Source organism: Myxococcus sp. CA033, assembly GCF_013336625.1.
GTDB classification, from domain to species: domain Bacteria; phylum Myxococcota; class Myxococcia; order Myxococcales; family Myxococcaceae; genus Myxococcus; species Myxococcus llanfairpwllgwyngyllgogerychwyrndrobwllllantysiliogogogochensis.
This window is the reverse complement of record NZ_JABUMU010000002.1, coordinates 442869-469636: the sequence shown is the minus strand read 5'-3', so window position 1 is coordinate 469636 and position 26768 is coordinate 442869. Positions and strand designations below refer to the sequence as shown.

3 protein-coding genes are annotated in these 26768 nt (G+C 70.9%); all 3 read left to right on the top strand.

What is annotated here, in order from left to right; genetic code table 11:
• The first annotated feature begins 6 nt into the window (after positions 1-6).
• Genes HUA78_RS07790 through HUA78_RS07780 form a run of 3 tightly spaced genes read left to right on the top strand, consistent with a single transcriptional unit; the run spans position 7 to position 26554 of the window.
• Positions 7-15549 (top strand): type I polyketide synthase, encoded by a 15543-nt coding sequence (locus HUA78_RS07790; protein WP_174475990.1) that lies wholly within the window; start codon positions 7-9, stop codon positions 15547-15549.
• Positions 15546-22010, top strand: a complete 6465-nt coding sequence (locus tag HUA78_RS07785) for a type I polyketide synthase (protein ID WP_174475989.1) — start codon at positions 15546-15548, stop codon at positions 22008-22010. The genes HUA78_RS07790 and HUA78_RS07785 overlap by 4 nt, the downstream gene beginning before the upstream one ends.
• Positions 22007-26554 (top strand): non-ribosomal peptide synthetase, encoded by a 4548-nt coding sequence (locus tag HUA78_RS07780; protein ID WP_174475988.1) that lies wholly within the window; start codon positions 22007-22009, stop codon positions 26552-26554. Before HUA78_RS07785 ends, HUA78_RS07780 begins: the two co-directional genes overlap by 4 nt.
• The last annotated feature ends 214 nt before the right edge of the window (positions 26555-26768 follow it).

The following is a 26768-nucleotide window of genomic DNA, read 5'->3' as shown; positions in this document are numbered from 1 at the left end:
ACCCCCATGGCAAACCGCAACGACGAGTCCAGCGAGCTGTCCCCCGCCAAGCGCATGCTGGTGGCGTTGGAGAAGATGCAGACGCGGCTGAACGCGGTGGAAGGTGCCGCGAAGGAGCCCATCGCCATCGTGGGCATGGCGTGCCGCTTCCCTCAGGCCGACGACGTGGACGCCTACTGGCGGCTGCTCGAGGCCGGTGTCGACGCCGTGCGGGAGATTCCGCTGGAGCGCTGGCGGCGGGATGAGGTCTCCGGCCTGGGTGAAGGGGCGATGCGCTGGGGCGGCTACCTGGACGCGGTGGATGGCTTCGACCCGGGCTTCTTCGGCATCTCCCCGCGTGAAGCGGTGCAGATGGACCCCCAGCAGCGCCTGCTGCTCGAGGTGGCGTGGGAGGCGCTCGAGGACGCGGGGCTGGATGTCGACAAGCTCTCGGGCAGCCGCAGCGGCGTCTTCATCGGCGCCTGCAACGACGACTACCACTGCATGCAGGTGGAGCAGCCGGAGACGGGAGACGCGTTCAGCGCCACGGGCGTCGCCGCGAGCGTCCTGTCCGGCCGCCTGTCCTATCTCTTCAACCTCCAGGGGCCGAGCCTGGTGGTGGACACGGCGTGCTCGTCCTCGCTCGTATCGCTCCACCTGGCATGCCAGAGCCTGCGGGCCCGCGAGTGCAACCTGGCGCTCGCCGGCGGCGTGAACCTCATCCTCTCGCCGCAGTCCCTGCTGCTCGTGTCCAAGCTGCAGGCCCTGTCTCCGGATGGCCGGAGCAAGGCGTTCGACGCCTCCGCCAACGGCTTCACCCGAGGCGAGGGCTGCGGAATGCTCGTCCTCAAGCGCCTCTCCGACGCGCTCGCCGACGGCGACCACATCCTGGCGACGATTCGCGGCTCGGCCATCAACCAGGACGGAAAGTCGACGGGGCTCACCACCCCCAACGTGCTCTCGCAGCAGGCGCTCATCCGTCAGGCCCTGGAGAACGCGGGGCTGAAGCCGGAGCACGTGAGCTACGTGGAGGCACACGGCACCGGGACGCCGCTCGGCGACCCGATAGAGGCGGAGGCGCTGCGGGAGACCTACGGCGTCCCGCGCGCTGACGGCGGCGTGTGCGGCGTCGGCTCGGTGAAGACCAACCTGGGGCACCTGGAGTCCGCGGCGGGCGTCGCGGGCATCATGAAGGTCGTCCTCGCGATGCGGCATCAGCGCATCCCGGCGCACCTGCACCTCAAGCAGGTCAACCCGCGCATCCAGCTCGAGGGCAGCGCGCTCACCATCCCCACGCGGCTCACCCCGTGGGAGGTGGCCGGGCAGCCGCGTCGCGCGGGCGTCAGCTCCTTCGGCATCAGTGGCACCAATGCCCACGTCATCCTCGAAGAGGCACCGGCGTCCCCGGTGAAGGACGTGTTGCCCCAGCGTCCGGAGCTGTTGCCCTTGTCCGCGCGCAGCCGGGAGGCGCTCCAGGCGCTCGCGGAGCGTCATGCGGAGCGGCTGGGTCGGGACGGGGGCGGAAGCCTCGCGGACGTCTGCTACACGGCCTCAGCGCACCGCACGCACCACGCCCACCGTCTCGCGGTGCTGGCGGACTCCCGCGAGCGCACCGCCGAGCGGCTTCGGGCCTTCGCGCGAGGAGAGCAGCCCGCGGACACCTGGACGGGCCGCAAGTCGTTCGGCGCGCGCCGCAAGGTCGTCTTCGTCTACCCGGGGCAGGGCGCGCAGCGCGCCGGCATGGGGCGGGCGTTGATGGAGCAAGAGCCTGTCTTCCGCGACGCGCTCGTCAAGGTGGACCAGGCGCTGCGGCCCCACCTGGGCTGGAGCGTGCTCGACGAAATCGCCGCGGACGAGCAGCACTCGCGTCTGGCGGAGATTGACGTCAACCAGCCCGTGCTCTTCGCGGTGGAGGTGGCCCTCACGGCGCTGTGGCGCTCGTGGGGCATCGAGCCGGACGCGGTGATGGGTCACAGCATGGGCGAGGTGGTCGCCGCGCACGTGGCCGGGGCGCTCAGCCTCGAGGACGCCGTCCTCATCATCTGCCACCGCAGCAAGCTCATGCGCACCCTGGGTGGGCGGGGCGCGACGATGGCGATGGTCGAGCTCTCCGCGGAGGAGGCCGAGGAGGCCATCCGTCCCTGGAGTGGCAGGCTCTGGCTGGGAGGCCTGAATGGCCCCCGCTCGCAGGTCCTGTCCGGAGACCCGGAGGCGGTCAAGGAAGCGGTCGACGCGCTCGGGCACCGGGGTGTCTTCACCCGCTGGGTGAAGATGGACGTGCCGTCGCACACCCCGCTGGTGGAGGTCATCAGTCGGGAGCTGGAAGGGCGCATCGCACGCATCACTCCGCGCGCCTCGGACGTGCCCCTCTGCTCCACCGTGACGGGCGAGTTCCTCGACGGCGCGAAGCTCGACGCGGCCCACTGGGGCAACAACCTCCGGCTCCCGGTGCGCTTCGAGGCGGCGGCGCGGCGGCTCCTCGCGAGCGAGCACACCCTCTTCATCGAGGTGAGCCCCCACCCCGTCCTGCTCCCGGCCGTCGAGCAGACGATGGGCGCGGAGGGCACGCAGCAGGGCCTGGTGCTCGCCTCCCTGCGGCGGGGCGAGGAGGAGCGGCACACCCTGCTGGCTTCACTGGGCTCCCTCTATGCCTCGGGCCACCGCGTCGCGTGGAACCGCGTGTATCCGGGCAAGGGGCAGCTCGTGCCACTGCCCGCGTATCCCTGGCAGCGCGAGCGCTTCTGGATGGAGCCTGTCTCCCGCGCCGCGCGCTCGTCGCGGACCGCCTCCGGGCATCCGCTCATCGGTGAGCGCATCGACCTGTCCGCGCAGGGAGACGTCTCCCGCCTGTGGCAGGTGCAGTTGGGACCGAAGCACTTCCCGCTGCTCGCGGAGCACCGCGTCCAGGGCGTGCCCGCGCTGCCGGCGGCGGCCATGGCCGACATGGCGCTCAGCGCGGCGAGGCAGACGCTCGGAGAGCCCGTCTCCCTGGAGGATGTGACCTTCAGCGCGCTGATGTCGTTCCCCGAGGACGAGGAGCGGGTCCTCCAGCTCTGGCTGTCGACGGAGCGTCCGGGGGCCCACACGTTCCGCCTCTTCAGCGCACCCGTCATGCGCGAGGTGCCTTCGGACGAGCTGAACTGGACGCTCCACGCCGAAGGCTCGCTGCGACAGGGCGAGGTCGCGGCGGACACGGCCCCCGTCGTGCTCGCGGAGCTTCGCGCGCGGCTGGGTGAGCAGTCCCCGGTCGAGGCGCACTACGAGACGCTCCGGGACATCGGGCTGGACTATGGCCCCACCTTCCGTGTCGTGCGGGAGCTGTACCGGGCGGACGGTGAGGCGCTGGGCCGCGTGCGGCTCGAAGGCGAGCTGACGGCCTCGGAGGCGCACTACAGCCTGCATCCGGCGCTGCTCGACGGCTGCTTCCAGGTCCTGGGCGCGGCGCTGGAGAGCATCGACAGCGAAGGGGGCGTCTACGTCCCCGTGGAGCTGAAGCACCTGCGCGTCCTGTCGCGCCCCCCGTCGGCCGGGCTCTGGAGCCACGTTCGCATCGTCAGTGGCGCGGCCACGGGTTCGAGCGCCATCGAGTGCGACGTCACGCTCCTGGATGACCAGGGTGGGGTGGTGGCGGAGGTGCGGCGGCTGGTGTGCAAGAAGGTCTCCGTCACCAGCGCCCCCGTCGATGAAGTGGACCGCTGGCTCTACTCCGTCCAGTGGCGGTCGCAGCCGCGTCCGACGGGGACGGTGGGCGCGCGCGGCGAGGGCCGCTGGCTCGTCTTCGCGGACACGCGGGGCCTGGGCGCGTCGCTGGCCACGGGACTCGGTGAGCGCTCCGGAGGCAGCGTCGTGGTGGAGGTGGGCGCCGCCTACGAGCGGCTCGACGCGGAGCACTACCGCGTCAATCCCTCCCGGCTCGAGGACTTCCAGGCGCTCCTGCGCGATGCGTTCAGCGAGCAGTCGCCGTGCAGAGGCATGGTGCACCTCTTCGGGCTCGATGTGGCGTCCGACGTGTCGAAGCCCGAGGCGTTCGAGCGCGCGGTCTCCCTGGGTGGCACCAGCGTGATTCACCTGCTCCAGGCGTGGGCACAGCGCGGCTGGCGTGACACCCCTCGACTGTGGCTGGTGACGGCGGGCATGCAGGTGCTGGCCCAGGGCGAGCCGTCTGGCGCGCCCGCCGCGGCCTTCCTGTCGGGGCTCGCCGCGGTCATCACCCACGAGCATCCCGAGCTGCGATGCGCGCACGTGGACCTGGGCGCGGAGCCCTCACCCGAGGAGCTGGCGTCGCTGACGGAGGAACTCCTCGCGGATGGGGCGGAAGACCGCATCGCCTTGCGTGGGACGTCTCGTCACGTCGCGCGGCTGGAGCGGGGTACCTCCGAGCGAGTGGCTTCGGAGCCGAGTGAACTCTCCCCGGCGGGCACCTACCTCATCACCGGCGGCCTGGGAGGCCTGGGGCTGGAGGTGGCGAAGTGGCTCGTCCAGCGGGGGGCTCGCAACCTGGCGCTGACGGGACGGAGCGCTCCCTCCGAGGAGGCGCTTCGCGTGCTCGGAGAGCTTCGAGCGGGCGGAGTCGAGGTGCGCGTCTACGGCGCGGACGTCACGAGCGCCGCCGAGGTGGCGCGCCTGCTCGGGACGATGGACGCGGAGCTGCCGCCGCTGCGAGGCATCGTCCACGCGGCCGGCGTCATCGCCGATGGCGTGCTGACGCAACTCGATGAGACCCGGCTGCGCACGGTGCTGGCGCCGAAGGTCCAGGGCGCATGGAACCTGCACGCGCAGACGCAGGGGCGGCCCCTGGATTTGTTCGTGATGTTCTCCTCGGCGGCGTCGATGTTGGGCTCGCCAGGGCAGGGCAACTATGCGGCGGCCAACGCCTTCATGGACGTGCTGGCCCATCACCGCCACGCGGCGGGCCTTCCCGCGCTGAGCGTCAACTGGGGGCCGTGGGCCGAGGTGGGCCTCGCGGCCGTGGCCACGAGCCGGGGCGACCGTCTGGCGCTGCGGGGCGTAGGCAACATGCCGCCGTCGCAGGCCCTCGATGCGCTGGGCCGGCTGCTGGCGCGCGAGGCCGTGCAGGTGGCGGTGGTGCCGCTGGACCTGCGGCAGTGGCGTGAGTTCTATCTGAGCGCGGCGCAGTCGCCCTTCCTCTCCGTGCTGATGCAGGAGCGGGCGAGCACGCAGCCCTCGCGCAAGGGCGACGCGCGCGAGCAACTGGCGGCGGCGGAGCCAGCCCGGCGACGGGGGCTTCTGGAGTCCTACCTGCGCGAACAGCTCGGGCGCATCCTCCGCATGGAGCCGGCGCGCATCGAAGCCGACCAGCCCTTCGGCGACGTGGGCATGGACAGCCTGACGGGCCTGGAGCTGCGCAACCGAATCGAATCGGGTCTGAAGCTCACGCTGTCCGCGACGCTCGTCTACGCCTACCCCACGGTGCAGGCGTTGACGGAGTACCTGTTCAGCAAGCTGGAGCCCGCGCTCGACGCCGAGGCGCGTCCCTCGGCTCGCCCCTCGGTAAAGCAGACACGGACGTCCGCCCCGGAGACTTCCTCCGGACAGGGCCCCGAACTGCTCGCCGTCGTCGGCATGGGCTGCCGCTTCCCGGGCGGCGCCAACGCTCCCGAAGCGTACTGGCGGCTGCTGAGTGAAGGCGTGGACGCCGTCCGCGAGGTCCCCTCGGACCGCTGGCGGAGCAGCACGGACGCGGCGGAGCACAAGGGCACGCGCTGGGGTGGCTTCCTGGACCGGGTGGATGGCTTCGACCCGGAGTTCTTCGGCATCGCCCCTCGCGAGGCCGTGGCGATGGACCCGCAGCAGCGACTGCTGCTCGAGGTCGCCTGGGAGGCGCTCGAGGACGCGGGGTTGCCCAGGTCGCGTCTGGTGGGCAGCCGGACGGGTGTCTTCGTCGGCGTCTGCGGCAATGACTACGCCATGCTTCAGGCGGAGCGCGATGTCGCGGGCGACGTCTACTCGGTCATCGGTTGCTCCAACAGCGTGATTGCGGGACGCCTGTCGTACCTGTTGGACCTGCGCGGCCCGGCGCTGTCCGTGGACACGGCCTGCTCGTCCTCGCTGGTGGCGTTGCACCTGGCGGGACAGAGCCTGCGCAACGGCGAGTGCGACGCGGCGCTCGTCGGCGGCGTCAACCTGCTGCTCTCCCAGCGGCCCAGCACCTGGCTCTCCAAGCTGACGGCGCTGTCTCCCGACGGTCGCTGCCGGACGTTCGATTCGAGGGCGAACGGCTTCGTGCGTGGCGAGGGCTGCGGCGTCGTCGTGCTGAAGCGGCTCTCCGATGCCCTGGCCCAGGGGGACAACGTCCTCGGCGTGATTCGCGCCTCGGCGGTGAACCAGGATGGTGGCTCCACCGGCCTGACGACTCCCAACGTCCTGTCCCAGCAGGCGCTGATTCGCGAGGCCCTGGCGGCCGCGAGCCTGTCACCCAAGGACATTGGCTACATCGAGGCGCACGGCACCGGGACGCCGCTCGGTGACCCGATAGAGGTGGAGGCGCTGCGGGAGACCTACGGCGCGCGCCGCGAGGACGGCTCTCTCTGCTACCTGGGCTCCGCCAAGACGAACCTCGGACACCTGGAGGCCGCCGCCGGCATGGCGGGCCTCATCAAGGTCCTGCTCGCGCTGCGGCACGAAGCCATCCCGAAGCACCTGCACTTCAAGGCGCTCAACCCTCGCATCTCCATCGAGGACACGCCCTTCGTCATCCCGACGCGGCAGCAGCCGTGGCCCGTGTCCCAGCGGCGTCGCTACGCGGCCGTGAGTTCCTTCGGCATCAGCGGGACGAACGCGCACGTCATCCTGGAGGAGGCCCCCACGCCGCCGCCCGCTCCCGAGGCCACCGACGTGGGAGCCCAGCTCCTCGCGCTGTCCGCGAGGAGCGAGGGTGCGCTGCGGGCGCTGGCGCGCTCGTACCAGGAGCTGCTGAAACTACCGGAGGACCAGGCACCGAATCTCGAAGACGTCGCCTACACCGCCGCGCTCCGACGAAACCCCTACGAGCATCGGCTCGCGGTGGCGGGCCGCTCGCGGCAGGAGTGGGGCGAGCAGCTCCAGGCCTTCCTGGAGGGCGCGGCGCCGCCGTACCTCACGACGGGGCTCGCCGAGAGCCGACGGGAGAAGGTCGTCTTCGTCTTCGGTGGTCAGGGCTCGCAGTGGCAGGGCATGGGCAGGGATTTGCTCGCACGCGACGCGGTCTTCGCCGCCGCGCTGCGCGAGTGCGACTCGCTGCTGGCCCCGCACACCGGTGCCTCCATCATCCAGGCGCTCGAAGTCGAAGGGAATGCGTCGCGGCTGGACGAGACGGAGGTGGCACAGCCCGCCATCTTCGCCATCCAGGTCGCGCTCGCGGCGGCCTGGCGCGCGCTCGGGGTTGTCCCGGTCGCCGTCGTGGGACACAGCGTGGGTGAGATCGCCGCCGCGCACGTGGCCGGGGCGCTGAGCCTCGCGGAGGCCGCGCGCCTGGTGGCGCATCGCAGCCGCATCATGCAGCGGGTGACGGGCCAGGGCCGCATGGCCTCGGTCGAGCTGTCGCCCGAGGAGGCCGAGCGGGAGCTGACGCGCTACGCCGGGCGGCTGTCGGTGGGCGCCATCAACGACGCGCGCGCCGTCGTCCTCTCGGGAGAGCCGGCGGCACTCGGAGAGGTGCTCGAAGCCCTGCGCGCGCGGGGTGTCTCCACGCGCGACCTGGGGGTGAACTACGCGTTCCACAGCCAGCAGATGGCCCCGCTCCAGGCCGAGCTCGTCCAGGCTCTGGGCCGGCTCGAGACGCGGCCGACGTCCATCCCGATGATTTCGACGGTGACGGGCCAGGTCATCGAAGGTGAGTCGCTGGATGCGACCTACTGGGCGAGCAACATCCGGGAGGCCGTGCGCTTCTCCGACGCCATGAGCGCCCTGCTCGATGAGGGCCAACGGCTCTTCGTGGAGCTGGGGCCGCAGCCCGCGCTGGGCCGGTATGTCCTCCAGATGCTGGAGCGCCGCGAGCTGGAAGGCGCGGCGGTGCCGTCCCTGCGCAAGGGTCGGGATGGCCAGACGGTGATGCTCGGCGCGTTGGGCGGGCTCCACGTGAAGGGGTTCCCCGTGGAGTGGGGGCGCCTCTTCCCGTCGGGAGGCCGGCTGGCGGCGCTGCCGCTCTACCCGTGGCAGCGCTCGCGGTACTGGATTGAGTCCGACGACGCGAAGGCCCCTTCGGTGGTGGCCGCAGCGCCCGCTTCGGAGGCGAAGCGGCCGGAGGGCTGGGTCTACGACCTCACCTGGCAGGTGCGTGAGCGCGGGGCTGCTTCACCGCGCGCGCCTCGCGATGAGGGGACGTGGCTGGTCTTCGGTCACCGCGAGGGCATGGGCGCCGCGCTGGCGGCCCTGCTCGAGAAGCGGGGCGAGCCGTGCTGGCTGGTCATCCCGGGTGACGAAGAAGCGGTCCAGGGCCCCGGGGTGCGGTCGCTGAATCCGCGAAGCCCCGAGCACTTCGACCGGTTGCTTCAGGAAGTGGGCCCCGTCCGCGCCGCCGTCCACCTGTGGGGCGCGGAGGTCGCGCCGGTCTCCGAGCCCACGCTCGCGCAGGTCGAGTCCGCGCAGCAGCTCGGAGTCCACGCGGCGCTGCGCCTCGCGCAGGCACTCATGCGCAAGGGGGCCGAGAGCGCCGCCCGGCTGTGGCTGTGCACACGCGGAAGCCAGGCCGTGGGTGGGGTCACGGGAGGCTCGCCGCTGTATGCGCCCCTGTGGGGCCTCGGTCGCGTCATGGCGCTGGAGCACCCGGAGGTCTGGGGTGGGTTGCTGGACCTGGACCCGAGCGCTTCCGAGGGTGAAGTGGAGACGCTGTGGCGCGAGCTGTCCGGCGCGGATGAAGAGGACCAGTCGGCCTTCCGTGGCGGAGTCCGCTACGTGGCGCGCCTCGTCCCCTCGGCTCCGGCACCCGGGCTCACGCCTGTCGCGCTTCGCGCGGACGCGGCGTACCTCGTCACGGGGGGCCTGGGTGGGTTGGGGCTGCATGTGGCGAAGTGGCTGGTCTCCAAGGGCGCGCGGCACCTCGTGCTGCTGGGCCGCAGGGGGCTGCCTGACCGTGCCGGGTGGCCAGCGCTGTCGCGCGAGAGCGACGTGGGCCGGCAGGTGGCGGCCATCGAAGCCCTCGAAGCCGAGGGCGCCGTCGTCCACGCCCTCAGCGCGGACGTGGGTGACCCGACCCGCATGGCGGAGGTCATCGGGCTCATCCAGCAAGGGCCCGCGCCGCTGAAGGGCATCATCCACGCCGCCGGTGTGTCCACCGTCCAGCCGCTCGAGACGATGGACGAGGCGGCGCTCGCCGCCATCCTGCGTCCGAAGGTGTGGGGCGGCTGGGTGCTGCACCAGGCGACGCAAGGGCTGGACCTGGACTTCACCGTCTACTTCTCGTCCGTCTCCGCCGTGTGGGGTTCGGCCCGGATGGGCCACTACGCCGCGGGCAATCAGTTCCTCGATGCGCTGGCCCACCACCGTCGTGCGAAGGGCCAGCACGCGCTGAGCATCAACTGGGGGCCGTGGGCCGCCGAAGGCATGGTCGCCGAAGAAGGCCTGCGCTGGTTCGAGCGGATGGGCGTCAGCGGTCTCTCGGTGGAGGGTGGGCTCCAACTGCTCGGGGCACTGCTCACCACGGATGCGACCCAGCGCACCGTCGCCCAGATGGACTGGAGCCTCTTCAAGTCCGTGTACGAGTCGCGGTCGCGCAAGCCGATGCTGGAGGCGCTCGGCCCTGCTTCCGTGCCCGCGCCGCGGCCGGTGTCGCTGCCTTCCGGGAGCGACGAGCTCGCGCCGCTGCGCAACGCCTCTCCTGCTCGTCGCCGGGAGCTGGTGACGGCCTGGGTGCGTGACGAAGTGGCCCGGGTGCTCGGCTTCCCGTCGAGCGCCTCCGTCAAGCTGGAGCAGGGCTTCTTCGATACGGGCATGGACTCCATCACCGCCGTGGAGCTGCGGCGGCGGCTGGTGGCCCGGTTCGGCGTCCAGCTTCCGACCACGATTGCCTTCGACAAGCCGACGGTGCTGGCCCTGTCGACCTATCTCCTTCAGGACGTGCTCCAACTGGACGTGGTGGCGAAGGAGGAGACGGTCCGGTCCGCGAGCAACGCGACGGAGCCCATCGCGATTGTCGGCATGGGCTGCCGCGTGCCCCAGGCCTCGGGCCCCGAGGCTTTCTGGCAACTGCTGGAGGGCGGCGTGGACGCCATCCGCGAAGTGCCTGCCTCGCGGTGGAAGGTCGACGACTACTACGACCCGAGGCCGGGCGTTCCCGGGAAGACCTACACCCGCTGGGGCGGGTTCCTGGACGACGCCGACCAGTTCGACGCGCAGTTCTTCGGAATCTCCCCGCGAGAGGCCGCGAACATGGACCCGCAGCAGCGCCTGCTGCTGGAGGTGGCCTGGGAGTCCCTGGAGCACGCGGGGCTCGCGCCGGGGCGACTGGCGAACACCCGCACGGGTGTGTTCATCGGCATTGGCAGCAACGAGTACGCGATGCTCAACGGGGTGGGGAGCGCTTCGGCCGCGGGCGACGCGTATATCGCCACGGGCAACGACGCGAGCTTCGCCGCGGGCCGGCTGGCCTACCTGCTCCGATTCCAGGGGCCGACGATGAGCTTGAACACCGCGTGCTCCTCGTCGCTGGTGGCGGTGCACCTGGCCTGCCAGAGCCTGCGCTCGGGAGAAGCCAACCTGGCGCTCGCGGGTGGCGTCAACATGACGCTCGCGCCGCACTCGACCATCTACCTCGCGCAGCTGCGGGCCCTGTCCCAGGACGGACGGTGCAAGACGTTCGATGCCTCGGCGGATGGCTACGTGCGCAGCGAGGGCTGCGGCATCGTGGTCCTCAAGCGCCTGTCCGACGCGAAGCGGGACGGGGACGACATCCTCGCCGTCATCCGGGGCTCGGCGGTCAACCATGACGGCCCGAGCAGCGCGCTCACCGTCCCCAACGGGGATGCACAGCAGCAGGTCCTCCGCGCCGCCCTGGCCAACGCGGGCGTGGCCCCCTCGGAGGTGGACTACATCGAAGCGCACGGCACGGGCACGTCCCTGGGCGACCCCATCGAGGTCCAGGCCGTGGCCAAGGTGCTCGGTGAGGGCCGCACGTCCGAGCAGCGGCTGTTGATGGGCTCGGTGAAGACCAGCATCGGCCACCTGGAGGCGGCGGCGGGCATCGCCGGGCTCATCAAGGTGGTGCTCGCCCATCGGCACGGCGTGGTGCCGCCGCACCTGCACCTCACGCGCCTCAACCCGCACATCGAGCTGGACGGCTTCCCGCTGGACATCCCGACGAAGGCCACGCCCTGGCCCGAGCGCACGCGTCCGCGCATCGCCGGCATCAGCGCCTTCGGCCTGAGCGGCACCAACGCGCACGTCATCGTGGAGGAGGCACCCGCGCCCGAGCCGCTCACGGCACAGCCCGAGCGAAGCCTGCACGTGCTCGCGCTGTCGGCGAAGACGAAGGGCGCGCTCTCGCAGCTCGCGGCGCGGGTCGGTGAGCACTTCACCGCGCGACCGGAGCTGTCGCTCGCGGATGTCTGCCACGCCGCGAACACGCAGCGCACGGGCTTCTCACACCGGCTCGCGGTCGTCGTGGACTCGGCGGAGCAGGCCCGGGAGCGACTGCTGGCGCTCGCGAGGGGAGAAGAGGTGGCCCGGTTGGCCCAGCACCGTTTCGAGGGCGAGCCTCCCAAAATCGTCTTCGTGTTCACCGGTCAGGGCTCGCAGTACGCGGGCATGGGCCGGGAGCTGTATGAGACCGAGCCTGTCTTCCGCGCGGCCCTGGACCGCTGCGACGCCCTGCTCGCGGGCACCTGGGAGGAGTCGCTCCTCTCCGTGATGCACGGGACGGGTTCGCGCATCGACGACACGGCGTACACGCAGCCGGCGCTCTTCGCGCTGGAGTACGCCCTGACGGAGCTGTGGCGCTCCTGGGGCGTGGAGCCCTGGGCGGTGCTGGGGCACAGCGTCGGCGAGTACGTCGCCGCCTGCGTGGCGGGAGTGATGACGCTGGCGGACGCCCTGCGGCTCATCACCGAGCGCGCGCGGCTCATGCAGGCCCTCCCTCGCGATGGCGAGATGGTGGCCATCTCCGCGAGCGAGGAGCAGGTCACGCAGGCGCTGGCGCCGTACGCGGACCGGGTCTCGATAGCCGCGGTCAACGGGCCGGCGGACACCGTCATCTCCGGCGAGCGTGAGGCGGTAGAGGCCCTCGCCACCGGGTTCCAGTCCAAGGGCATCAAGGCCCGGCGGCTCACGGTGTCCCACGCATTCCACTCGCCGCTCATGGACCCGATGCTGGAGGCGTTCGAGAAGGTGGCGGGCGAGGTGGTCCTCCACGCGCCGCGCATCCACCTGGCCTCCAACGTCACGGGCCAGGTCCTCGCGGAGGATGCTGTGTTGGACGCCGCGTACTTCCGCCGCCACGTGCGGGGCGCGGTGCGCTTCCACGACGGACTGAAGGCTTTGCGAGCGCTCGGCGGCACCGTGTTCGTGGAGGTCGGCCCGCATCCGACGCTCACCGGCATGGCGCTCAAGGGGCTCGGAGACGACGCGGGCACCTGGTTGCCGTCACTGCGCCAGGGACAGCCCGAGCAGCCGCACATCCTCTTCAGCCTGGGCTCGCTCTACACCCAGGGCGTGGCGGTGGACTGGGCCGCGCTGAACGGTGAGCGTCACCGCTCGCGCGTCGCGCTTCCCGTCTACCCGTGGCAGCACCAGCGGCACTGGCTGGAGGCCGCCAAGGCCCCGCGCCCCGTCTCGTCAATCACCAGCGCGCAGGCGCTCGTCGGTCAGCGGGTGCTCTCACCTCTGAGCAAGTCGCTCGTGTTCGAGGGCCGCTACAGCGCGCGCTCCCTGCCGTTCCTGGAGGACCACCGGCTCTACGGAACCATCGTCGTGCCCGGCTCGTGCCACATCGCGCGCATCATCGCGACGGCGGCGCAGTCGTTCGGGACGGGGCCGTACACCATCGAGAAGTGCCTCTTCTCCCAGCCCATCGTGCTCGCGGACGAGGAGGAGCAGTTCGTGCAACTCGTCCTCGCCCCCAAGGGAGAGGGCCGGTACGACTTCGAAATCTACAGCCTCTCCGCGACCGCCGACGAGCACACCGAGGGGTGGCTGCTGAACGGCACGGGGACGCTCAAGGTGGGCGGCGAAGGGGCCGCGCGCCCGGCGCCCATCTCCCGGCAGGACATCGAGGCGCGCTGCTCGCGCCAGCTCGGAGGCGGACTCTACGAGCGCAACTGGGACATCGGGTTCAACCTCGGCCCCGCGTTCCGTTGGATTGAGCGCGTCCAGAATGGCGGGCGCGAGTCGCTCTGCCAGATGCGCTCGCCGACGGAGGGCGATGACCGGAGCCTGTTTGTCCACCCGGGACTGGTCGACTCCTTCCTGCAGGCGATGGGCACGGACCTCATCAGCGAGGACGCCCAGTTGAGCACCGTCTACGTGCCCATCTCCGTGGAGCGCTTCCGCTTCCACGAGCAGCCGACCGGGCCGGTGTGGGCTTATGCCGTGCGCCGCGATGCGGAGGAGGCCGTGGGTGAGGTCATCACCGGCGACGTGTACGTGGTGGACGCCGAAGGCCGGGTGCTCATCGAGATTGAAGGGCTGAAGCACAAGCGCGCCCCGCGCGAAGCGCTGATGGCGGTGCTGCGCCATGGCCAGCGTGACACCCTCTACGAACTCGCCTGGAAGCGTCAGCCCCTGCCCGAGGGCGCGCCCGCGACGGGCCGTTGGCTCGTGTTCGCGGACGAGTCGGGACTCGCGGAGGCGCTCGCCGAACGGCTCATGAAGAGTGGCCGTCGTCCCGTGCTGGTCCAACCGGGTGCGGCGTACGTCCGCCACGGCGAGGACCGCTTCACCCTCGATGCCCGGTCCGCCGAGGACTACGAGCGACTGCTCGTGGAAGCGGTGCTGCCCGGCGAGTCGCTCGGGGGCGTCGTCCATCTCTGGGCGATGCGTGGGCCCGAAGGGGAGGACGTGGAGTCGCTGCGAGAGGCTCACCAACTGGGCGGAGGCAGCGCGCTTCATCTGGCCAAGGCGCTGGTGGCCTCGGCTTCGGCCGCGCGTCTCTGGATGGTGACGCGGGGTGCCCGGGCGCTGGCGTCCAAGCCGTCGCCGCTCGCGCTGAGCCAGGTGCCCCTCTGGGGCCTGGGCGGCGTCTTCTCGCAGGAGCACCCCGAGCGGTGCGGCGCGCTCATCGACCTGGACCCCTCCGGCTCCGGAGACGACGCGTCGGCCATCTGGCGCGAGCTGAGCGCGGGTGACGGAGAGCGACAGGTGGTGATTCGCGAAGGCCAGCGCCATGTCGCCCGGCTTCGCGCCTCGCGGGAGGAGCCACGCAACGGCATGCCCCGGTTGCTGCCGGACGCCAGCTACCTGCTCACGGGTGGCCTCGGTGGATTGGGACTGTCGCTGGCCGGGTGGATGGTGGAGCAGGGCGCGCGCAACCTCGTGCTCGTCGGACGAGGCGGAGCCCGGCCCGAAGTCCAGCAGGCCCTCCGTGCCCTGGAGTCGGCGGGCGCGAAGGTCCTGGTCGTCCAGGCGGACGTGTCGAAGCTGGAAGACGTCCGCCGCGCCACCGAGGAAGCAGAGCGGTTGGCGCCGCTGCGCGGGGTGGTCCACGCCGCGGGTGTCCTGGACGATGGAATGCTCCTGCAACAGGACTGGTCGCGGTTCGCCCGGGTGCTCGCACCCAAGGTGGACGGAGCCTGGCACCTCCACACGTTGACGAAGGACAGGGCGCTCGACTTCTTCGTCCTGTACTCGTCGGCGTCGACGCTGCTCGGCGCGCCGGGGCAGGGGAGCTACGCGGCGGCCAATGCCTTCCTGGACGCGCTGGCACATCACCGGCGGGCGCTGGGGCTTCCGGCGCTGAGCATCAACTGGGGCCCCTGGGCCGAGGTCGGCATGGCCGCGCAGCTCGCGGCCCGCTACCAGTCGCAGGGCATCGAGGCGTTCACTCCCGCCGAGGCGCTCCAGGCCTTCAGCCGGGCCTTCGGTCGCGAGCAGCCGCAGCTCACCCTGCTGCGAATCCAGTGGCAGCGCTACCTCTCGCAGTACCCGCGAGGCACGGCGCCCACCCTGCTCGCGGAGCTGGTCAGCCCGGCGTCGGCGACCGAGGACACCGGACCCTCGGCCTCCGAGTTCCGGCGTCGGCTCGAGTCGGCGGAGCCCCGCCAGCGCATGCCGCTGCTGTTGGAGCACGTGCAGGGCGAGGCGGTGCGCGTGCTCGGGTTGGATGCGTCGGCGCCGCTGGAGCCCCGGGAGCGGTTGTTCGAAGTGGGCATGGATTCGCTGATGGCGCTCGAGCTGCGCAATCGCTTGCAGAAGACCGTGGGGACGTCGCTGCCGGCGACGCTCGTCTTCGACTATCCGACGGCGGAGGCCATCGCGAGCTACCTGCTCGGCGAGGTCTACGGCCTGGAGACGCAGCCCGTTGGCGAGGCGCGGGGAGAGGTCCAGGACTCCGCGCTGCTCGAACGCATCATGGAGCTTTCGCAGGATGAGCTCGCCGCCTCCCTGGAGGCGAAGCTCTCCGCACTGATGGAAGAAGGGTCATGAGCCAGCAGGAAAAGTCAGCCGAGCCGTCCGCGCTCCAGCGCGCCGCGTTGCTCGTGGAGAAGATGCAGTCACGCCTCGACGCGGTGGAGCGTGCCCGGACCGAGCCCATCGCCGTCGTGGGGATGGGGTGCCGATTCCCAGGGGGCGCCGTCGACGGGCCTTCCTTCTGGAAGGTCCTGCGCGACGGCGTGGATGCGCTGCGCGAGACGCCCGAGTCCCGCTGGGATGTGCCCGGCCATTTCGACGAGACGCGGGGCCTGCCCGGAAAGATGTACGGGACGCGGGGAGGCTTCCTCGACGACGTGGAGAACTTCGACGCGGAGTTCTTCGGAATCTCTCCCCGGGAGGCGGCGAGCCTGGACCCGCAGCAGCGGCTCGTCCTGGAGGTCGCCTGGGAGGCGTTGGAGAACGCGGGCCTGGCACCCCATCAACTCGCGGGCACCAAGACCGGCGTCTTCATGGGCGTGATGTCCAGCGACTACATGGCGCGCCTGCTGAAGGAGAACGACGCGACGCGCTTCGACGGGTACATGGCGACGGGGAACGGCTACAGCTTCGTTCCTGGCCGCGTCTCGTACGTGCTCGGGTTGCAGGGGCCGGCCATGCCGGTGGACACCGCGTGTTCGTCCTCGCTGGTCGCGCTCCATCTGGCCAGTGAGAGCCTCCGGAGAGGAGAGTCCAACCTCGCGCTGGCGGGCGGCGTGAATCTCATCCTCTCGCCGGAGACGACCATCTGCCTGTGCAGCATGCAGGCGCTCGCGAGTGATGGCCGGTGCAAGACCTTTGACGCGGCCGCGGACGGGTACGTGCGAGGCGAAGGGTGTGGTGTCCTCGTCCTCAAGCGGCTCTCGGATGCGCAGCGGGACGGTGACTCCATCCTCGCGTTGATTCGCGGCTCCGCCGTCAACCATGACGGGGCCAGCGGTGGCCTGACGGTTCCCAATGGGCCGTCGCAGCAGGCGGTGGTCCAGCGGGCGCTCGACAACGCGCGCATCGCCCCGGCCCTGGTGGGGTACGTCGAAGCCCACGGGACGGGCACCCCGCTGGGTGACCCGATAGAGCTGCGGGCGCTGGGCGCCGTGCTCGGCAAGGGGCGTCCGGAGGACCGGCCGTTCTTCATCGGCTCGGTGAAGACGAACATCGGACACCTGGAGCCCGCCGCCGGAATCGCCGGGGTCATCAAGACCATCCTCTCGCTCCAGCACCAGGAGATTCCCCCGCATCTGCACTTCCGCACCCCCAACCCGCATGTGGAGTGGGACCGCATTCCGGCCCGCGTCCCCGTCGAGCGGGTGCCCTGGCCCGCCCACGAGGGACGGCGCATCGCGGGGGTGAGCTCCTTCGGGCTCAGCGGAATCAACGCGCACGTCGTGCTGGAGGAGGCTCCCTCCGCCACCGTCCCCGCCGCGTCGGACGAGGAGGCCCAGGCGCGGCTCGTGGTCCTGTCCGCGAAGACGCCCGGAGCGCTGTCCTCGCTGGCGGAGCGCTGGAGCGCGTTCCTGAAGGGCGAGGCGCCGGGCTCGCTCGCCGATATCAGCGCCACGTCGACGCTGGGCCGGACGCACCATGAGCACCGGCTCGCCCTCGCGGCGAAGTCCAGGGAGGAGCTCCTCGCGCAGCTCGCCGCCTTCGCCGCCGGGGAGAGCCACGCGGGCCTGTCGGTGGGGCGCCGGGGCAGCGGAGCCGGACAGCGGATTGTCTTCGTCTTTCCGGGCCAGGGCTCGCAGTGGCTGGGAATGGGACAGCAGCTGTACGCGCGGGACGCAACGTTCCGGGAGGCCATCGACCGGTGTCACGAGGCGCTCGGCCGTCATGTCGACTGGTCCTTGCGCGAGCTGCTGACGAAGCCCGGACAGCAACCTCGCTGGAATGACATCGACGTCATCCAGCCGACGCTGTTCGCCTTGCAGGTAGCGCTCGCGGCGGTGTGGCGCTCGTGGGGGCTGGAGCCTCACGCTGTGGTGGGCCACAGCATGGGAGAGGTGGCTGCGGCGCACGTCGCGGGGGTGCTCTCGCTGGAGGACGCGGCGCGCATCATCTGTGAGCGGAGCAAGCTGCTCCGGCGCGTCAGTGGCAAGGGCGCCATGGCCGTCGTGGACCTCTCCCGCGAGCAGGCGGAGGCGGAGATTCGGGGCGCCGAGGACCGCATCGCCATCGCAGTGAGCAATGGCCCGAAGGCCACGGTGCTGTCGGGAGACCCCGCGGCGCTGAAAGAGGTGATGGAGCGGCTGGAGCGTCGCGAGGTGTTCTGCCGCTGGGTGAAGGTGGACGTGGCCTCGCACAGCCCGCAGATGGACCCGCTGCGGCAGGAGCTGCTGGAGCGGATGGCGGCCGTGCGTCCCACCGGCGGCACGGTGCCGCTCTACTCCACGGTGACGGGTGCCCCCATCGAGGGCCAGGAGCTGAACGCCTCGTACTGGGTGCGCAACCTGCGCCAGCCCGTGCTGTTCGCGGACGCGGTGCAGCGCCTCATCCAGGATGGAAACGTCCTGTTCATCGAGCTGAGCCCGCACCCCATCCTCGTGCCCTTCGTGGATGCGATGTTGAGGGAAGGGGACACGTCGGGTCGCGGGCTCGTGGTGCCGAGCCTGCTCCGAGAGCAGGAAGAGTGGCCATGCCTGCTCTCGTCCCTGGGAGCGATTTCCACCCGCGTGGACCGCGTGGACTGGCTCCGGCTGCATCCGGACAAGCGCCGTCGCGTCGCGCTCCCCTCGTATCCATGGCAGCGCGAGCGGCACTGGCTGGAGCTGAAGCCGGCCACCTCTCGCGGTCGCGTCGCGCGAGTGGGGGGGCATCCGCTGTTGGGTGCGTCGTTCACCACGTCCGTGCAGACGGAGAGCCGCTTCTGGGAAGCCACGCTGAGCGCGCGCGAGCCCTCGTTCCTGGCGGACCACCGCGTGGGCGGGCAGTGCGTGGTGCCGGGCGCGGCCTATCTGGAGATGGCGCTGTCGGCGGCGCGGGAGCTGACCGGTGGGACGGCGCACGAGCTCGTCGACACGTCCTTCAAGGAGGGCCTGCTGCTCCCCGAGGGACATGAGCGCACCGTGCAACTGGCGCTGAGCGGCGAGCGCGAGGGTGTCCTCTCGTTCCAGCTCTCGAGTCAGAAGGCGGGCACGGAGGCGAATGCCCCGGCGGGCTGGATGGCGCATGTCGTGGGGCACCTGCGTCCCATGGACGAAGCGCTGTCCGTCCCCACACCCGAGTCGTTCGATGCGATTCGGGCGCGTTGCCCGGAGGTGATGGAGTCGGCGGCGCACTACGAGGCGCTGGCGCGCGGTGGCGTGGCCTACGGACCGGCGTTTCAGGGTGTGCGGCAGGTGTGGCGTGGCCGAGGCGAAGCGCTCGGACATGTCCGTCTGCCGGAGCCGCTCGTGGCGCGGGCGTCGGCGTATCGCATCCATCCCGCGTTGCTCGATGCGTGCTTCCAGTTGGTGGCCGCGGCCGTTCCCCAGGAAGACCTCGCCCAGGATGCGGGCCCCGCCGTTCCCGTGGCGCTCGCGAACCTGCGGCTTCACGAGCAGCCGGGGACAGAGGTCTTCTGCCACGTGCGGTTGCGTCCCCTGGAGGGGGCGCGCGGCGGTGTCTACACGTTCGACCTGGAGCTGCGTGATGCGTCTGGCCGGCTCCAGGTGGAGGCGCTCGGGCTGCGCGTCCAGCAGTTGGACATGCCGGTCGCGGAGGGCACGGGGAGGGACCTCTTCTTCGCGCAGGAATGGCGGCATGCGCCGGCTGTCGAGCCTGTCCCGTCCTCGGGCACCGAGGCGGGTGGGCGCTGGTTGCTCATCGCGGACGGCAGCGAACTCTCCGACACGGTCGAGTCCCTGCTGCGAGAGCGACAGGGCGAGGTCCTCCGGGTCGACGTCACGGGTGCGGGCCCGGGGCGCCGGGTCGTGGACACGGCTTCGCCCCAGGCCTTCGATGCGGTGCTGTCAGAGGCCTTCGGCGCGGGCTCGCAGCCACGCGGCGTGATTCACCTGACGGGCCAGGAGCCTCGCGAGGTGGACCCGCTGATGGGGTGTGGTGGCGTGCTGCATCTGGTCCAGGCGCTTGGCCGTGCGGGCCTGTCGAGCCCGCCCAGGCTGTGGCTCGTCACGCGAGGTGTCCATCATGGCTCTGACGGTCGGTCCGCCTCGGACGTGCTCCAGGCTCCGCTGTGGGGCCTGGGCCGGACGCTCGCGCACGAGCACTCTGAGCTGAAGTGCACGCGAGTGGATGTGTCCGCTGCCCTGGGCTCGGGTGATGCGGGCGTCGCGCTGGTGCGGGAGCTGCTCGTGGCGGACGCGGAGGAGGAGATCTCCCTGCGCGCGGATGGGCGCCATGTCGCCCGCATCGTGCGCGGTGTTCCCGGCAGGCCCGTTGGCGAGGCCGTGGTCCCCTCGGCGGGACACCCGTTCCTCCTGGAGCGGGACGTGCGAGGTCGTCTGGAGCGGAGGGCGAATACACGGCGCCCACCCGGGCCGGGCGAACTCGAAATCGAGGTCTCCGTGGCCTCCCATGGAGGGCTCGAGTCCGAGCCGTGGGAAGCAGAAGGTGGCGTCATCGGGTGCAGTGGGCGCGTCGTCGCCGTGGGCGAAGGTGTGAAGGATGTCGTGCTCGGCGAGGAGCGGGTCGCGCTGGTGGCGTCGCGCCTCGGGTCGCACGTGTGTGTGCCCGTGGTGTGCACGGCCCTCCGCCCGTCGTCCTCATCACACGAGGACGCAGCGGCGCTCGCGGCGGCCATCCTTCCCGCCTGGTACGCGCTGTTCCACCTGGGCCGACTGGAGAAGCGGGGCCGCGTGCTGATTCTGGGGACTTCGAGCGGGCTCGGGAGGGCGGCGGTCAAGCTGGCCAGGTGGGTGGGGGCGGAGGTCTTCGCCGTGGCGACGACGACCGAGCAGCGAGCCTCGCTGCGGGAACTCGGAGCCGACCATGTCGTGGACCCGGGCGAGGAGACCTTCGTCACCCGGCTCCTGGCCGCGACGGGAGGAAGCGGAGTGGAGCTGGCCGTGGTCGCGCCGGGCGCTGTCGGACTCGACCGGAGCCTCGTGGTGCTGGGCGAAGGCGCGCGCGTCTTCGACCTGCGTGCGTCCTCCGTGCCGGCTCCCGTGGGGGATGCGAACGTCGCCTGGTGCGGAGTGGACGTGCCTGCCTTCGCCCGACGCAGGCCCGAGCGCTTTGCTCGTCTGTGGCAGGAGGTGAAGGACGCGTTCGAGGTGAGAGGCCTTCCCTCCGTCGCCTCCGGGGTGAACTCTTTCACCTTGAATCACCCGAAGGCGCGCGTGGTGGTCCCCTCGGTGGGTGCGAAGCGGCTTCGCGCCGATGGGACGTATCTCGTCACGGGTGGGCTCGGTGGGCTCGGCTTCGCGGTGGCGAAGTGGATGGTGGAGCAGGGCGCCGGTCACCTCGTGCTCATTGGCCGCGACACGGCCCTGACACCGGAGCAGCAGCAGGACGTGGCCGCGCTCGAGGCCGCCGGAGCGCGGGTGCGAGTGGCTCGGGCGGACGTGTCCGACCGCACGCAGCTCGCCCGGGTGCTCTCGGAGACAGTCCGGGATGAGGCCCCGTTGCGAGGTGTCATCCACGCGGCCGGAGTGCTGGATGATGGTGTGCTGTCGCAGCAGACGGTGGAGCGGTTCCAGCGCGTCATGGCGCCCAAGGTGCGTGGAGGCTGGAACCTGCATGTCCTGACGCGCGAGGCGCCGCTCGACTTCTTCGTGCTGTACTCGTCGGCGGCTTCCCTGTTCGGAGCACCGGGGCAGGGCAACTACGTGGCAGCCAACGCCTTCCTCGACGCGCTCGCCCACCATCGTCGAGCGCTGGGGTTGCCGGGCCTGAGCATCAACTGGGGCCCCTTCTCGGAGGTCGGTCTGGCCGCGGCGCAGTCCAACCGGGGCGAGCGGCTGGCGCAGCGAGGCTCGGACAGTCTGACGCCCGCGGAAGGCCACGCGATTCTGGGGCGACTGCTGGATGGTGAGGTGACGCAGATGGCGGTCATGCCGCTGGAGCTGCGCAAGTGGGTGGAGTTCTATCCGCGCGCGCGCTCGTCCCCGTGGCTGTCGGAGCTGGTCCCCGCTGGCTCGGGCGCGGAGGCCCGCGAGCCGGGGAACGAGGCCCTGCTGGAGACGCTGAAGACCGCGTCCCCGAAAGAGGCACGGGCGGCCCTGGAGCAATTCGTCCGCGAGCAGCTTGCCCGTGTCCTGCGACTGGACTCGGCGCGCATTGCTCCGGATGCGCCGCTCCAGGGTTTCGGCCTCGACTCCCTGATGGGGTTGGAGCTGCGCAACCGGCTGGCCGCGGGGCTGGCGCTGTCACTGCCCGCCTCGTTGATTTGGAAGCACCCGACGCTGGAGGCGCTCTGCGCGCATCTCCAGAGTGAAGTCATGGATCGCAACCTCGCCGAGACGCTCGCGCGTGCGGACGAGGGTACCAGGCCGGTGATGGATGCGGCCGCCGCTGACGACAACGAGGTCTTCGTTCTATGAGTGTCCGTGAGTTGTTGAGCACCCTCGCCGCCAGGGGTGTGCGCCTGCGTGTCGACGGAGAGAAGCTGGTGGTCGAGGCGGGCAAGGCCGTCCTCACTCCGGAGCTGCGCGCCGAGCTGTCCGCGAACAAGGGTGACATCCTGGCGTTCCTGGGGAAGCACTCCGCGCGCGAGGTGTCGTCGAGCGCGCCGGCGCTGCCTCTCGCGAGGCCCGAGGTCATCCCGTTGTCCAGCGGGCAGGAGCGGCTCTGGTTCCTGGACCGCCTCTCGCCCGGCACGGCGCAGTACAACGTCCATCTCGGTCTCCGGGCGCGAGGCGCGCTCGATACCGTGGCCCTGCGCCGGAGCCTGGAGGAGCTGGTCCGGCGGCACGAGGTGCTCCGGACGCGCTTCCCGGAGGTGGAGGGCAGTCCCCGGCAGGTCATCGCGTCACCTGATGCGGGCGTGGCGCTGACCGTGGTGGAGCTGCCAGGGCTCACCGAGGCGCGGCGTGAAGAGGAAATCCAGCGGCGCTCGGATGCGGTGGCCCGGCAGCCGTTCGACCTGGCGACGGGACCGCTCTTCCGGGTCACCCTGGTGGCCCTGGGCCCCGACGACCACGCCCTCTTCGTGACGAAGCACCACATCATCACGGATGGCTGGTCGCTCGGCGTCTTCGTGCGCGAGCTGTCGGCGCTGTACGCGTCCTTTGTCCGGGGACAGACGCCCGTGCTGCCGCCCGTGTCGATGCAGTTCGCCGAGTCGGCCCTGCGCGAGCGTGCGTGGCTGGCGGGGGAGTCGGGTGCCCGCGAGCGGACGTACTGGAAGGGGAAGCTCCAGGGGCTGCCGCCGCTCCAGCTCCCCGTGGACCATGCGGTCTCCACGTCCACGAGCCATCGTGGCGCCACCATTCCCGTCGCCTTCTCACCCGCGCTCAGCGAGGCCTTGAGGGAGCTGGCCCACCGGGAGGGTTGCAGCCTCTTCATGGTGCTCTTCGCCGCGTTCTCGGCGCTCCTGCACCGTTACTCAGGACAGCTTGATTTCGGTGTGGGAACGGTGATCGCGAACCGGGGAAACACGCCCGCGGACCTCCTCGGCTTCATCGCCAATACCCTCGCGCTGCGCTGTGATTTCTCGGGGGAGCCGACCTTCGCGCAGTGGCTGGCCCGCGCGCGCAAGGTCGTGCTGGAGGCGCTGGACCACCAGTCGCTGCCGTTCAGCGAGGTGGTGCAGGGAGTGGGCGCCTCGCGAGAGGGCGGACTCAACCCGCTGGTGCGCGCCTGCTTCACGCTGGAGAACATCCCCGCGCCCGTGCTGGAGCTGCCGGGGACGCGCTGGTCGTTCCTGAACGGCGCGCCGGACGGCAGCGTGGAGGGCGTCGCCAAGTTCGAGCTCTCGCTCATCCTGGCCTCGGGCGACAACGGCCTGGGCGGCATGCTCGAGTACTCGCGCGAGGTCTTCGACGCCTCGACGGCGGAGCGGATGGTGGAGCACCTCCAGGTCCTGCTGGAGGCCATCGTGGCCCGGCCGGAGGCACCCCTGTCGAAGCTGCCGCTGCTGTCCCCGGCGGAGCGCGGAAGGCTCCTCACCGACTGGAACGGTCCGGTGCTCGACGTCCCCGCGCTGTGCATGCAGCAGCTCGTGCAGGCCCAGGTGGAGCGGACGCCCCAGGCCGTGGCCGTGGTGAGCGGGCACACGCGGCTCACCTATGCCGAGCTCAATCGCCGGGCGAACCAGCTGGCGCATCATCTGCGACGGCTCGGTGTCCAGCCCGAGGCTCGCGTGGGCCTCTGTGTCGAGCGCACCGAGGACCTCGTCATCGGCCTGCTGGCCATCCTCAAGTCCGGAGGCGCCTACGTCCCGTTGGACCCCGCCTATCCGAAGGAGCGGCTGGCGCTGATTCTCGAGGATGCCCGGGTGCCGGTGCTGCTCACGCAGCAGCGTCTCGTCCCGGAGCTGCCCGCCACCCAGGCGCGAGTGGTGTGCCTGGATACGGACGCGCCGGCCATTGGCGCGGAGCCGGACACGAACCCCGAGCAGGTCACGTCACCCGACGCGCTCGCGTATCTCATCTACACCTCGGGCTCCACCGGCAAGCCCAAGGGCGTGATGATTGACCACCGCAACGCCGTGGCCTTCCTGACCTGGGCCCTGAGCGTCTTCTCCCCGGAGGCGCTCGCGGGGACGCTGGCCTCGACGTCCATCTGCTTCGACCTGTCGGTCTTCGAGATTTTCGCGCCGCTGTGTCTGGGGGCGAAGGTCATCGTGGCGAAGAACGCGCTGGAGGTGTCGGAGCTCCCCGCGGCGCGGGAGGTGACGCTCATCAACACCGTGCCTTCGGCCATGGGCGCGCTGCTGCGAGCGGGCGCGGTGCCGTCCTCGGTGGTCATCGTGAACCTGGCGGGTGAGGCCCTCGCGGCGTCACTGGTCGACCACATCTACCAGCTCGGCCATGTGCGGGACGTGTTCAACCTCTATGGCCCGAGCGAGACCACGACCTACTCCACGTTCACCCGCGTGAGCCGTGGACAGACGCCGACCATCGGGCGCCCTGTCGGAAACACCCAGGTGTACGTGCTGGATGCGCACCGGGAGCCGATGCCCGTGGGCGTGCCGGGCGAGGTCTTCATCGGCGGCCACGGTGTGGCGCGAGGGTATCTGGACCGGCCGGAGCTGACCGCGGAGCGGTTCATCGCGTCCCCTTTCGCCGGAGGCACCAGCGAGCGTCTGTACAGGACGGGGGACCTGGCGCGGTGGTTGCCGGACGGACAGCTCGAGTACCTGGGCCGGATGGACCACCAGGTGAAGCTGCGGGGGTTCCGCATCGAGCTGGGCGAGATTGGCGCGGCCCTGATGGAGCACCCGAACGTCCGTGACGCCGTGGTCGTCGTGCGTGATGGACTGGGGGCGGACAAGCAGCTCGTCGCCTACGTCGTCGGACGCGAGCAGAAGGCTCCCGAGCCGGCGGAGCTGCGCGACCACCTGAAGTCCCGGTTGCCGGAGTACATGGTGCCCTTCCTGTTCGTGAGCCTGGAGGCGCTGCCGCTCACGCCGAACGGAAAGGTGGACCGCGCCGCGCTTCCGACGCCGGAGCGTCCGCGCTCGGGGGCCGGCAAGGAGCACGTCGCGCCCAGGACTCCCGGGGAGGTGTCGCTGGCGGCCATCTGGCGCCAGGTCCTGGGGGTGGAGCAGGTGGGTATCCATGACCACTTCTTCGAACTGGGCGGGCACTCGCTCTTGCTCTACCGGGTGCTCGTGCTCGCGCGGGCGGAGTCTGGAGCGGACATTCCGCTGCGGGCCTTGTTGCAGGCTCCGACGCTGGAGGAGATGGCACGGACCATCGAGGCCGCGAAGACGGGCTCGCTGCCGACCCACGACGTGGTGGCGGAGATGGAAGCGGATGCCGTGCTGGATGCGGCCCTGGAGCCAGGCGACGCACTGCCGCCCCTGACGGGCGCCGCGCGCACCCTCCTGCTCACCGGCGCCACGGGCTTCCTCGGGGCCTTCCTGCTGGAGGAACTCTGCCGCAAGACGGAGGCGCGCATCTATTGCCTGGTGCGCTCCAAGTCAGCGCAGGACGGCATGCACCGGATTCGCAAGAATCTGGAGAGCTACTCACTGTGGAGCGACGCCCTGGCGTCGCGCATCGTTCCCCTTCAGGGGGACATCGGCCTGCCCCTGCTGGGCCTGTCCGAAGCGGAGTTCCAGCGACTCGCGGAGGAGGTGGACGCCGTCTACCACAACGGCGCGCTGGTCAATTTCCTCTACCCCTACGAGTCCATGCGCGCGGCCAATGTGCTCGGCACGCGGGAGATTCTCCGGCTGGCGATGCGCACGCGCATCAAGCCCCTGCACTACGTCTCCACCGTCTCCGTGTTGCCGCTGGGGCGCCAGACACCGATTCTGGAGGACGAGCCCCTGGAGGGGGCGGAGAGCCTCGTGGGCGGGTATGCCCAGAGCAAGTGGGTCGCCGAGAAGCTCGTGAGGGAGGCTTCGCGTCGTGGGCTCCCCGTGACGCTCCATCGACCGGGACGGGTGACAGGGCACAGCCGCACGGGAGCCTGGAACACGGATGACCTGGTGTGCAGGACCCTCAAGGGGTGCGTGCGGATGGGCAGCGCCCCCCGTGTCGAGGCCCTGCTCGATGTGACGCCTGTCGACTACGTCAGCAGCGCCATCGTGGACTTGTCCCTGCGCCCGGCGTCATTCGGACAGACGTATCACCTGGTCAACCCGCGGTTCGTGCGCGCCGATGAGATGTGGAGCCACATGCGCTCCTTCGGGTACGGGTTGCGAGTCCTCCCGTATGACGAATGGCTCGCCGAGCTGGGCGTGGCGGCTCCGTCCGACAGCGAGCTGGGAGACCTGCTCATGTTCCTCCAGCAGGTGCCTCCGGAGGACCGGAGCGTGGGCGGGCCGCGGATGGTGGTCTGCGACAGCGGGAACACGTTGAAGGCCCTGGGAGGAACGGGGACGGCCTGTCCCTCGGTGGATGCCTCCCTGATTTCAACCTACCTCTCGTCCCTGGTGCAGCGCGGCTTCCTCGCTGCCCCCGGGACGCGGTAGCACCCGCCTGTGTGACGCGCGCCAGGAGTCCGGGCGATGAACCGCCTGGGCTCCGGGGCTGTCTTCTCCAACTGACGTCCGAGCAGGGCGGTGACACCGTCCAATCACAAGGCCAACACAGGACGTGATGGCGGCTCCGCGTGGGCCTCGCGACGTCGCGCCCAGGGATTCACGCAGTCACACCACGTCTGCCTTCAGCACGGCGGCATGCACC

Excerpts from the sequence above, each read along its gene's own strand:
- HUA78_RS07790 (WP_174475990.1), top strand. The coding sequence starts at position 7 with ATGGCAAACCGCAACGACGAGTCCAGCGAGCTGTCCCCCGCCAAGCGC.
- HUA78_RS07785 (WP_174475989.1), top strand. The coding sequence starts at position 15,546 with ATGAGCCAGCAGGAAAAGTCAGCCGAGCCGTCCGCGCTCCAGCGCGCC.
- HUA78_RS07780 (WP_174475988.1), top strand. The coding sequence starts at position 22,007 with ATGAGTGTCCGTGAGTTGTTGAGCACCCTCGCCGCCAGGGGTGTGCGC.